8 protein-coding genes are annotated in these 11,772 nt (G+C 70.3%); 2 read left to right on the top strand and 6 right to left on the bottom strand.

Annotation, left to right across the window (positions count from 1 at the left end; genetic code table 11):
- Positions 1–270 (top strand): ABC transporter permease (locus VME70_07240; protein ID HTW19989.1); only part of this gene is annotated, 270 nt, incomplete at its 5' end.
- On the opposite strand, the gene VME70_07235 is transcribed toward VME70_07240, so the two are convergent.
- The 6 genes from VME70_07235 to VME70_07210 form a co-directional block, all read right to left on the bottom strand.
- Entirely contained in the window at positions 249–902 is a 654-nt protein-coding gene (locus VME70_07235) for a hypothetical protein (GenBank protein ID HTW19988.1), read from the bottom strand. The genes VME70_07240 and VME70_07235 overlap by 22 nt on opposite strands.
- Positions 903–986: 84 nt before the next feature.
- Positions 987–2,501 carry a CYTH and CHAD domain-containing protein gene (locus VME70_07230; protein HTW19987.1) on the bottom strand — a complete coding sequence of 505 codons (1,515 nt, stop codon included), beginning with the start codon at positions 2,499–2,501 and terminating at the stop codon, positions 987–989.
- A gap of 74 nt (positions 2,502–2,575) precedes the next feature.
- Positions 2,576–5,650, bottom strand: a complete 3,075-nt coding sequence (locus VME70_07225; GenBank protein HTW19986.1) for a choice-of-anchor D domain-containing protein — start codon at positions 5,648–5,650, stop codon at positions 2,576–2,578.
- Positions 5,651–5,669: 19 nt separating this feature from the next.
- Positions 5,670–6,947, bottom strand: coding sequence for an MFS transporter (locus VME70_07220; protein HTW19985.1), 1,278 nt, complete (start codon positions 6,945–6,947; stop codon positions 5,670–5,672).
- 82 nt (positions 6,948–7,029) lie between these two features.
- Positions 7,030–8,988 carry a hypothetical protein gene (locus VME70_07215; GenBank protein ID HTW19984.1) on the bottom strand — a complete coding sequence of 653 codons (1,959 nt, stop codon included), beginning with the start codon at positions 8,986–8,988 and terminating at the stop codon, positions 7,030–7,032.
- Between the two features lie 91 nt (positions 8,989–9,079).
- Complete coding sequence (locus VME70_07210; protein ID HTW19983.1) at positions 9,080–10,507, bottom strand: sigma 54-interacting transcriptional regulator; 1,428 nt, start codon at positions 10,505–10,507, stop codon at positions 9,080–9,082.
- 64 nt (positions 10,508–10,571) lie between these two features.
- On the opposite strand from VME70_07210, the gene VME70_07205 reads away from it, so the two are divergent.
- Entirely contained in the window at positions 10,572–11,753 is a 1,182-nt protein-coding gene (locus VME70_07205; GenBank protein ID HTW19982.1) for an FIST N-terminal domain-containing protein, read from the top strand.
- Positions 11,754–11,772: the final 19 nt, after the last annotated feature.

The following is an 11,772-nucleotide window of genomic DNA, read 5'->3' as shown; positions in this document are numbered from 1 at the left end:
AAGGTGCCACTCATCTTCAGTGTCATCGTTCTCCCGCTGACCTTCTTGGGTTGCATCTACTACCCGTGGTCGACCCTCGGCCCGATCCCGTGGCTCAAGTGGGCGGTACTGGTCAACCCGCTCGTCTACATGACCGAAGGGTTGCGCGCATCGTTGACGCCGGTTCTGCCGCACATGCCGATCTGGGGTTTCTCGCTCGCGCTCGTCTTCGGCGTGATCGGCATGACGTTGCTGTCGCTGCGCACCTTCTACAACCGGGTGGTCGACTGACCAGGTCGTAGCGGCGGGATTCGTACCGCGTGCCAATGGAGCACTCGGTTGTTCGGCCACAGCCGAAGCCCGCGGGCGATGGCTGCGCTGAGCAGTAGCGCCAGCAACACAGCTCCTACGGCATCGCCCCACGAATGTGGCGAGACCGCAAGCAGCGACAGACCGAGTGCGAACGTGCCGATTGGCGCCATTGCAGGCCAGGGGTGCATGCGCGCCCAGCGCTTTGCGGAACGCCGCCAAATCGACCATCGACTCCCGGTCGTTGCTTGGATCTCACTCGAATCCGGATCATCGGCGAGCGTCTCGCCGATGATCTGCCAGAGCCCGGTGGTGGTCCGCCGACCGGTCTCGCCGAGTAGAGTGACGGTGCTACGGCCCTCGGCGGTGACGGCAATGCTCATAACCAGCTGCCCTCGCTTGCGGTAGAACAGGGCGAGCAGGCCGAACGGAAACAGCAGGATCGCCAGCGTCCATGCCCAATGTGGCCGCCACTTGTCCTCGATCAGAAGTAGGCCGTTGGGGGACGGAAGCACTCGCGTCTGGCTACCGGCGCACACAACCCGGCTCATCGATGCAGCGGTCGCAGCGGCATCGCCGTCGAGCTCGAAGCTCTGTCCTGACCACTTCGCCACGAAGTGATCTTGCCTCAGTGGGACCCTCGTCGAGGCTGGGTTACAAAGGTTTGCGTCGTGCGAGCTGGCTGACCGCCCACGAGGCTAGAGGCGGTACTTGTTCGGGATGCCGTGAGCCCACTTCGTAAAGACCTTGCGGTCGGCTTCGCTCGCGCGGCATCGTTCGTCGCCGAGGAGCAGGCCGAAGGTGAACGAGGTTTCATCGGCTTCGCCGTGCGCCGCGACCGCGAGGTCGCGGCAGATGCCACGAGCGACCACGGCGTCCTGCCGGTCGCCGAGCAGCTCCTGGATCGACTCGGCCTGCTTGGCGAGCTTCTTCGCGCGCTTCCCTTCGATCGGGCGGGCTACCTCCGCGGCGTACCGCAGGCGCTTGGCCGCTTTCCGTGCCCGGTGCTGGGCTTCGTCGCGGTCCACGCCGGGAGTGGCACGGCGGGCCCGGCGAAGCCGGCGATCGAGGCGACGGTGCGCCTTGTTGACGCGGCGCCGTACCTCGGCGCGCGCCGGCCGGTGCCCTCGCTTGGTGGCGGTCGGCGCGCTCAAGAAGGACTCGAGGTCGTCCAGCAACGCGTGGTACCGATCGGAGGCGAGCGCTGCAAGCAACCGTCGCCGGCCATCGTGGTAGGCCGTCAGTAGCGTCTGGTCGACCCTCGCCTGGACCGGTCCCAGCACCAGGTCGCGCGGCAGCTCGGCGAGTTGCGCCGTGAACCGTTCGATCTGAACCTCCCGGTCCCGGACCTCGCCGAGGGCACTGGCCAACCACTTGAGCTCGGCGTCGAGGCGCGACGCACGGTTTTGGTCGAGGTCGCGGCTGAAGGTCCGCAACGTGCTGCGCAGCCGACGAGTGGCAACCCGCATCTTGTGCACTGCGTCCGGCGCATCGCGCCGTACGGCGGGGTCTCGATCGAGCAGCTCGGCGTACTGCGCCGCCAGGTACTCCCACAGGACCTCTGCCGTCGAGCCACGGCTGGCGCCGCGGGGTCGGCGGGCAGCCGGGTGAGCCGGGATGCGGTCCGCGAGGACCCGGTCCAGCTTCGACGACGAGCCGCTGGTCGCTCCCGCGGCGGTGAGCTCCCGGTCGGCGCGCCGCAGCCAGGTCTCATCGCCTTCGAGCAGCTCGACCTCGATCTCGCGCCAGCGTTCGGTGCTCGTGGTCGCGCCGAGCGTGCGCCCGATGATCTGGTCGTCGGCCACTTCTGCCAGTTGCCGTCCGGAGCGGTCGCGCGCAACCCACCGAGTCCGCGCGGTGTCGATCCGGGCGACCGGCTTCAGCGGCTGACCCCGAAGGTGGGCGCTGACCAGGTCGATGAGGTCATCGGGTGGCGCGCCCTCCTCGCTGGGGGTGCTGGGCGGTCGGTGGATCTCCTCGCGCGCGCCCGGCGCAACCGGCAGCTTCAGATGCCATCCGGCGTCGTCGCCGCCGGTGCGGCGGCGCAGTGTGACGTGTGCGCGCGCGAGCCGGAGATCGGGCGAGTCGTAGTAGGTCGCGCTCAGCTGATCGGTCCGCAGCGCGCTCTGCGCCGACTTCACGCCGGGCAGCGGTGGCACGACGAAGTCGGAGGAGACGACGTACTTGTTCTCGCGTTCGAAGTGTTCGGCCATATGAAGAAGCGTTCCCGGTCTCGATCGCCTCATGCGGGTTTCGGGCGTGTCGCGGGCCAGGCTCTCGCGTGCCGCTACGTCCGATGGATTCGTACGTCGTACCCGTGCGCCTTCGTCCAGGTGATAGAGCCGTTGCGGAACCGGCCGCGCCACCCGCCAGGGACCCGGTGGGTGTCGTCGATCGGGTAGCCGAGCCGGCCATGCTGCGCACCCAGTGCGGCCCACTTGCGTGCGACCTTGCCGCCGACCGCCCATGCGCCGGTCGGTCGCGACCAGTAGATCGCCCAGCCGTGAGCGAACCGCTGGCGCGTGCCGCCGGCGATGGCGACCACCTTCGTGGTGGGGAAGCCGGCGCGTCCCCCGGGCCCGCCGAGCTGGAGGTAGCGATGCAGGATCGGCTCGACGACCGGGTGCACGCCGGTGCCGAGCGACCAGTACAACCGGCCGTGCCGGTAGACGCGGACGTAGCCGCCGGCCACCGCGTGTTCGGGGTGCAGGGGCGGTCCGAGCAAGGACTTGGCGTGATGTCGGGTGTACCAGTCGGCGATCGCGTCGTCGGTCCCGACCAGCTGCTCGGCCTGGTGCCCGCGCCCGTCGTTGCCGGTGATCAGGTAGACCGCGCGGCTGGTGCCGAGCTTGGTCGGGCGGAAGGTCACGCGCTGGACCACGGCCTGACCGGGCAGGATCTGCGAGCCCTCCGACACCGGGTTGGCCGCGTTGAACTCACCGGTCGGTGGGGCCGCCTTTTCGAGCGTCAACGTGACGCTGCCGGTATTGCGGATCTTGAAGCTCATCGTTCGGGAGTGACCGCGAGCGACCAGGCCGAAGTTCACCTTCGCCGGGCTCAGGGTGAGCCGAGGCGATCCGACCACGGCGCTGCCGGTGATCGGCACGGTGAGCGGAGCAACCCCGTCGACGTCGAAGCTGAGCGTGGCTTGGTCGCCGGCCGACGCAGTGGTCGGCGCGTACGTGAGAGGAATCGCGATCGACGCACCCGCTTGGATCGGCGTGTCCGGGGCCGGCAGGTTGCCCGCGGCGAACGGCGGGTTCAGATCCGAGGAGTCGACCGTGAATGTCTCTTCGGTTCCCGAGGTGTTGACGATGTTGATCCCGGCGGTGTTCACCGAGCCGACCGGCACCAGTCCGAAAGCGACCGAAGTGGGCGAGACGCTCAGACCCGGTTGGGTGCCGTAGCCGTCGAGATTGAAGGTGACGTCGCCGGTTTTGCTCTTCTCGGTCGTGGCGAGCACAAGGTTGGCCGACTGGGGACCCGCTGCGGTCGGCGCGAAGGTGACGTTCACGGTGAGCGTCTGCCCTTGTGACAGATCGAGTGGCTGCGGCGTACCGCCCGGCCACGGGGCGCTGAAGGCGCCGCTCGCGCTCACCGAGTTCACCGTGATCGCCCTGGTTGCGGTCAGCGTGACCGGCAGCGTCGCGTTGCCGCCGACCGGGACGTTGCCGAAGTCGGTCGGCGAGGCATTGAGCGGCGCCGCGGAGGGGTGGCCGAAGCCGAACACGTAGCCGTCCCGCGTGGCGGTGTACACCCGGCCGTCGGAAGCGGCGACCGTGGCGAACTTCGTGCCGTGCGCGTCGTTGCCGTCGGTCACGCCCGGCGGATACAGGGGTGCCGAGTAGACCTTGTCGAGGACGCCGTTGTCCGGCTCGGCGTCGTACGCGTTCAGGGTGGGGTAGCGGCCCGAGGACCCGATGACGTCGACCACCCACACCAGTGCCGGCGAGCCGGTTCCGTCCGAGGTGACGACCGGCGAGCCGGAGGTGTAGCCCAGCGTCGCGGCGCTCGTCGCGACCGAGGTCAGCGACGGTACGCCGTCAGCGTCGGCGGTCAGCTGCAGCGCGCGCAGGTATCCCGAGCTCTCGACGGTGTAGACGAACGAGCCGTCCGGCCCGCCCCAGAACGCGGGGTGCCCCCACTCGCCGTTGTACGGACCGGTCACTCCGAGCGCGTCGTCACTGCCGCCAGGCCCTTGACCGAGCCCGCCGAGCAGGTCCCGGTTGAGCAGGTAGACGTGGCCGTCCTTGCCGTCCTGCACCAGCAAGTGGGGGTACGACGAGGTGCCGTAACCGTCGGGGATCGCCATCGGGCCGCCGGCGCCGAGGTCGGTGTCGTTCTCGTCGAGGGCCTGCCGGGAGTCCGGGCTGAACCAGTCGGTCGCCTTCAGGGTCCCGTCCGGCTGAACGCTCAGCCGGACGACGGCCTCCTCGAGCGACGCCGGCGGGGTCTCGCTCGGAGGCTCCGGGGAGACGTCGCCGTTGCCGGTCGCTACGAGGATCTGGCCCGGGCCGTCCGAGACCAGTCCGCCGCCGGACTGCCAGATGCCGCCCTCGCCGTCGTTGGTTCCTTCCTCGGTCGTGAACATCGCGGTCTGGGTTGCCGTGGAGGTGCTCACGCCGACGACGTAGCCGTTGTAGGGCTGGTGGTCGCAGTAGCTCGCGAAGCCGGCGTACACCACTCCGTCGAGCAGCAGCAGTCCGGGCCGCTGCGCCTCCGTCTCGGAGTCGAACGTCTCACTCGGGTCGTTGTCCGGATGACCGCTGATTGTCGCCGGCCAGCCCGCGCGCTCGGCTCCGGTGCTTGCGTCCAAGGCGTGCAGCTGCCAGACCGGATCGGTGCTCTCGGCTCCGTCGGGAGCCTGCTTCGCCATGACGTAGACCGTGTTCGAGCTCGGGTCGTAGACCGGCGTCGAGGTGACACCGATGTCGGGCTCGAGGTCGCCGCAACCGAGGACGTCCGACGACCACGCGGTCCCGAGGTGGTCGGTCCACTCGATGGCGCCACTGACCGGGTTCATGCCGTAGACGTAGTCGTCCTCCGTCGCGATGATGAGGGTGCCGGTCGAGTCGTCGGACTGCTTCACCACGAGCGGCTGTGCGTAGACCTGACCGTCGACCGGAGTGGTGAACAGCGGCCCGAAGTCGCTCGCCGTGACGTTCGCGGGCAGCAGGTCCGGCTCGTCGGCGTCCCATCCGTCGCGGAGGTTGTTCGACGAGATCGTGGGGTCGCCGGGGGGCGTGTCGTCGTTCGCGTGGGCGCTGGTTCGGGCGCCGAGCACCAGGCCCGAGGCGGCAAGCGTCAGCGCGACGAGGACGGCGCATGCGCGCCGCGCGGTCGGGACAGGTGCTGCGGTCACGCGGCCATGATGGCGTGTCTCACGTGGTCGTGGTCGCCGAAGTCGCATTGTCGGGCAGCGGGCTCGGCACCGGTTGCGACGACCGCGCGGCCGAGCGGTGCAGGGTCTCCGGTGCGAGGGCAGCAAAAACAGCCGCGATGCCGAGAATGCCGGCGGTGACGCCGAACGCGTCGGAGTAGGAGGCGTCCGCGAGCCGGCCGGCTGCGACCGGCCCGATGACCGTGCCGAGATCGGAAGACATCGAGTACGCCGCGAACACCGGACCGCCGCGACCTTCGACGACGTCGCCGACGACTGCACCCGGCGCGACGTCGAGCAGACCCGAGCCGAAGCCCAGCAACGCCAGCCCGACGAAGTAGCCGGTGAGGTCCGGCCAGATCGCCAGCACCGCGATGCCGACCCCGCTGCCGAGGCAGCCGGTCAGGAGCACAGGTTTGCGGCCGAACCGATCCGCGTAGTGGGCGGCGGGCAGCAGCATCGCGCCGTTGACCGCCGAGACGACAAGGAAGCCGAACCCGGTCCAGATCACCGGCTTGTGCAGGACGTCCGATACGAACAGCGGGATCAGCGCGGACCGCACGCCCACCGCACCCCAGGAGTCCGCGAAGTTTGCGGCGATGGCAGCGCGATAGGCGGGATCACGCAGCGCCGTTGCGAGTGAGGTGTGAGCGGTCGCGGATGCATCCGCCCGGTCGGCCAGCGGCGTCGCGCGCAGCGCAACGATCGCGACCGTGCCGGCCACCGCCAGGGTTCCGGCGTACAGGAAGAAGGGGAGACGGATCGAGACCCCGGTCACAACACCGCCGAGCACCGGGCCGGTGATGCCGCCGAGCAGGAAACCGCCTTGCCAGAAACCCATCGCGCGGCCGCGTTGGCCGGCCGGGACCATGCGGACCAGCAGGCTCATCGCGCTGATCGAGAACATCGCCGAGCCGACGCCGCCGAACCCGCGCAACGCGATCAGCTCGGCGTAGCTGTTCGCGAGACCGGCGAGCAGGCTGCTCACGGCGACGATGGCGATGCCGGTCGCGAGCACGATGCGCTCGCCGAGCCGGTCGACCAGGCGGCCGGCCGGCAGCGCGAAGGCGATCCGCAGGAACGCGAAGGTGCTGATCACCGCGCCCGCGGCGGCGCGGCCGACGCCGAAGTCGCGCGCGAAGACCGGCAGGGCGGGTGCCACGATCCCGAACCCGAGGGCGACGAAGAAGGCAACCGCGACCAGGATCCGGACCTCCCGCGGCAGCGGGGGTTTCGCCGCGGTCGCAGGGCGCTGCGACTGCGGGTCGGTCCGGCTCACCCCTCGATCCTGCCCTGCGGCGCCCCGAACGCCCGCCGTGATCTTGATCACGGAACGAAGGCGCGGTCGATGAAGCGGCGGGTTAGGCCGAGCGGGCCGGCCGCCGGCCGCGCCGCGCGCGCAGATAGTCACTCACCACGTAGTCGCCGAGCCGCTCACCGTCGGCGGTGAAGACCCGGCCGCCGTTGCGTGCGGCCATCGCCTCGACGAAGCGAACCAGGCCAGGCTCGTCGTCCAGCATGAAGACGTTGATCGTCGCACCGCGCCGGGTGATCCGTTCTACCTCGGCCATCGTCGCGGCCGTGGTCTCCGGGTGCGTGGGCCAGTCGAACCATGCGTCCCCGTCCGGCATGAGGTGCGCCGTCGGCTCGCCGTCGGTCACCACCATGACGACCGGCTCGCAGTCCGGGTGCCGCGACAGATGGCGCGAGGCGAGCATCAGCGCGTGCTGGAGGTTGGTGCCCTGCACCATGTCCCAGGACAGGGTCGGCAGGTCGGCCGGCTTCAGCACGCGCGCGTATCGGGAAAAGCCCACGACCTCGATCGCATCTTGCGGGTACTTCGTCGACACCAGCGTGTGCAGTGCGAGCGCGGTGGACTTCGCTGCTGCCCACGTGCCGCGCAGCGCCATCGAGTAGGACAGGTCGATCAGCAGCGCGACCGCCGCGCCCGACCGTCGCTCCGTCTCGATGACCTCGAAGTCGTCGACAGTGACCCGCACCGGCGTACCCGCACCGCCGCGCAACACAGCGTTGCGGACGGTTCGTACGACGTCGAAGGGCTGCTCGTCGCCGAACTGCCACTGCCGGGTTGCGCCGGTCGGGTCCCCGGCCGCGCCCGCGTCGCGGGTTTCGTGGTCGCCGCGGCCGTCGGCGTGCAGCCGGGCGAAGATGCGCGCGAGCGCGGTCTCGCCGAGCCGGCGCATGCCGCGAGGTGTCAGCGTGACATCGCCGCCGGAGCGCTGGAGGTAGCCCTGCTGTTGGAGCTCTCGCTCGATCCGTCGCAGGGCGGCGAGGTCGTCGACGGCGTTGCGGCCGAGCGCGCGTTCGAGCAGCTCCGGGTCGACGTCGTCGAGCGCTGCCCCCGGGTAGTCCTGGGCGAGCGACTGCTCGAGCTCGTCGAGATCCGCAGCCTCCTCGAGCGCTGTGGTGGCATCGCCGAGACCGAGTGGCGTGTCACCGCGCATCCGCTGGCGGCCGCTCCAGTCCAGCTCCGGTCGCCGGGCCCGAAGCTGGTCTGCGAGCCGGCCCATCTCTCCGGCCAGCCCGGAGTCCTGCATCGCCTGGGCCATCAGCTCGGCGAGCTCCGACTGCTGCTCGGGCGACAGCGAGTTCATCAACCGCTGCGCGGCCGCTGCCCGCCGCGCGAGGGAGTCCACGAGCTCCTCCAGCGACTGCGGCTGGTCCGGGAAGAACTCGCCGTATTCCTCCATGAACCGGTCGAACTGCTGCGTCGTGTCCTCGCCGCGGGCGTCCGCTTCGAGCATCGCGTTGAGCGAGCGCAGCATGTCCTTGACCCTTTGCTGGGTCTCGGGGTCGCCGCCCTGCAGCGCCTGCTTCATCCCGCGGAACTGGCTGTCGAGCACCTCGCGCCGGAGCAGGTCCTGGATCTGCTCGTACGCCGCACGGGCCTCGGGTGACCGCCACGGGTATTCCGACAGCGCGCGTACGGCGCGCGCGGTGTCCTGGGGCAGCGCGTCGAGCTCGGCCTCGGCCAGCCGCGCGTCGTCGCTGGGGTCCGGGAACAACGCGCTGCGCTCGGCCTCGATTGCCTGGTCGAGCAACTCGCGAACCTGTTCCAGCGTTCCGTCCAAGCGCCCCGCGCGGCGCGACTGCCGCCGGCGTTCGCGGACCTGCCGGAGCAGGTCGTCGAGGCCTCGGCGACCGGACAACCCGCGCCGCATCAGCTGCGAGAGCGCCTCAGCGGGGGACAGCCCTTCGAGCACCGAGTCGCCGAGCTCGTCGACCGCCTCGGTCACGTCGTACGGCGCAGCGAGCGGATCGTCGCCGCCGCGCCACTCGCCGTACCGGGACCGGCTCACTGCCGCGCCTTCGAAGGCGGCGCCAGCGATCGGAAGCCGCGCACGCCCGAGCGAGCCGGCTTCGCGTTGCTAGGGCAGCTGCTCATCGGGCCTACCGGGAGCCGTAGACGACGCGGTCGGACACGTAGTCCTTGGACAGCCGGCGCAGGAGGTACAACCCTTCGAGTGCGAACTCGAGACCGGCGGCAGCGAGCTCCGGTGTCTCGGCGCCTTCGTCGATGCCGACGGCCGTGAGGATCCGGCCGAGACCCGGCACCGTCCCGAGCCCGGCCAGCAAGTCGGTCGCGGGCACCAGCTCACCGGTCTCGACGGTTGTCCCTTCGGCGAACATCTCCACGAGCGGCGCGAGGTCCACACCACCGAGCCGCGAGCGGAACGTGTCAGCCACCGAGCGCCGGAGCAGGTGTTCGAGCACTTCGGCCTCGCGACCTTCCTCGGAAGTCTCGAACTCGACCTTGCCCTGGACCGCGGGCACGATCGCCGGAAGGTCCGCCACCCGGGCAACGGCGAGGTTCTCGCCGGTCAGCACCGCGCGTCGTACGGCGGATGCCGCCACGGTCTCGGCGGCCGCAACCGCGAAGCGGGCGGACACGCCCGACCGCTGGTCCACGGCGGGCGACTCGCGGACGTGACGGGTGAAGCGCGCGATGATCTCGACCAGGTGATCGGGCAGCGCCGCCGAGACGGCATCGTCGCCCCAGTCGACCAGCGCCTCCTGGCGGACCAGGTGCAGCTCGTCCTCGAGATCGACCGGGTAGTGCGTGCGCACCTCAGCACCGAAGCGGTCCTTGAGCGGGGTGATGATCCGGCCGCGGTTGGTGTAGTCCTCAGGGTTGGCGGTGGCGAGCAGCATGACGTCGAGCGGAAGACGCAACGTGTAGCCGCGCACCTGGATGTCGCGCTCCTCGAGAACGTTGAGCAACGCGACCTGGATCCGCTCCGCGAGGTCGGGCAGCTCGTTGATCGCCACGACCCCCCGGTTGGTGCGCGGCACCAGCCCGTAGTGCACCGTCTCCGGGTCTCCGAGCACGCGGCCCTCGGCGACCTTGATCGGGTCGACGTCCCCGATCAGGTCCCCGACGGAGACGTCCGGGGTCGCGAGCTTCTCGGCGTACCGCTCGTCGCGGTGCTTCCACGTCACGGCGAGCTCGTCGCCCTGTTCGCGGGCCAGCCGCCGGCAGCGGGTGCAGACCGGGTAGTACGGGTGGTCGTTGATCTCGCAGCCGGCGACGATCGGCGTCCACTCGTCGAGCAGCTGAACCAGGGTCCTGATCAACCTGGTCTTGCCCTGGCCGCGCTCGCCCAGGAGGACCACGTCGTGACCGGCCAGGATGGCGCGCTCGATCTGAGGGAGCACGGTGTCGTCGAACCCGATGATGCCGGGGAACCGGTCGGCACCCTCTGCCAGCCGCGCGAGCAGGTTGTCGCGGATCTCGGACTTCACGGTCTTGCCGACATGACCGGACTCGCGCAGGTCTCGGACGGTCGACGGTGCGGGGGGCGGCGTCACAGGGCTCACCCATTCACCGTACGTCCGCTTTCGGCCCACGCCGCGCCGCGGTGTACGGGTGCAGACTGTGGTGATGAGGTTCGGCGACGGGCTGGGTGTCGACGGGGACCTGCTGACCGCTGCCGAGCACGCGACGACGCAAGCCATGGACGCCCTCGCCGGGGCGGTGCCTGATCTTGTCGTGGTCTTCGTCACCGGTGGTGACCCGGAGGCCGGCAGCGAGGCGCTGCAGCGGGCGGCCGGCATGAGCACCGCTGACGTTGCCATCGGGTGTACGGCGCCGGGCGTGATCGGTGCCGGGCGCGGCGTCGAGTCGGAGGCTGCCGTCTCCGTGTGGTGTGCGGTGCTTCCGGACGCGCGGCTGCGCAGCTTCGACCTGGAGGTCATGCGCGCCGACGCAGGAATCACGGTCATCGGCATGCCGGAGCGGCAGGACGACGACGCGGTCGCGATCCTGCTCGCCGATCCGTGGTCGTTCCCGGTCGACGGGTTCGTCGAGCAGTGCAACGAGGCGCTGCCCGGCCTGCCGATCGTCGGCGGGATGGCGGCCGGAGTCGGCGGTCGGGGCTCGACCCGGTTGCTCGTCGATGACCACGTCGTCGACCGCGGTGCAGTCGGTGTGATGGTCGGGGGCCCGGTCGGCGCGCGCACGCTGGTGAGCCAAGGCTGCCGTCCGGTCGGCCCGTCGATGACGGTGACGGCCGCCGAGGGCAACGTGCTCCTCGGGCTGGCCGGCAAGTCCGCACTGGACAAGTTGCGCGAGCTGCTCTCGGTCTTGCCGCCGGAAGAGCAGGCACTGGTTTCTGAAGGGTTGCAGCTCGGCGTCGCGAGGGACGAGTACGTCGAGGAACACGGCCAAGGTGACTTCCTGATCCGAGGTATCGCCGGCGTTGACGAGCCTCGCGGTGGCCTCGTGGTCGGTGACGTCGTACCGGTCGGTCGCACGGTGCGCTTCCAGGTGCGCGATGCGGACGCCGCCGATCACGACCTACGCGAGACGCTGACTCGCTTCAGCCGTCGAGACGACCCGGTGCCGACCGCCGGGGCGTTGCTGTTCTCCTGCAACGGTCGTGGCGCGCACCTGTTCGGCTCGGCGGATCACGATCCTCAACTGGTGCGCACCGGGCTGACCGACCATGGCGTGGCCGGCTGCTTCGCGGCCGGCGAGATCGGACCGGTCGCCGGGCGCAACTTCGTGCACGGGTTCACCGCGTCGATCCTCGCGTTCACCGACGCGGCCTCCGCCGCGCGCTGAGCGAGGTTCTGCGAGGCCC

It is taken from the genome of Mycobacteriales bacterium, from assembly GCA_035504215.1.
Taxonomy (GTDB): Bacteria; Actinomycetota; Actinomycetes; order JAFAQI01; family JAFAQI01; genus DATAUK01.
Note: the sequence above shows the minus strand (reverse complement) of the source record. Positions and strands in the feature narration are given on the sequence as shown.

Bases quoted from the DNA above. Each gene is read 5' to 3' on its own strand.
- VME70_07230 (HTW19987.1), bottom strand. From the start codon at position 2,501: ATGGCCGAACACTTCGAACGCGAGAACAAGTACGTCGTCTCCTCCGAC.
- VME70_07205 (HTW19982.1), top strand. From the start codon at position 10,572: ATGAGGTTCGGCGACGGGCTGGGTGTCGACGGGGACCTGCTGACCGCT.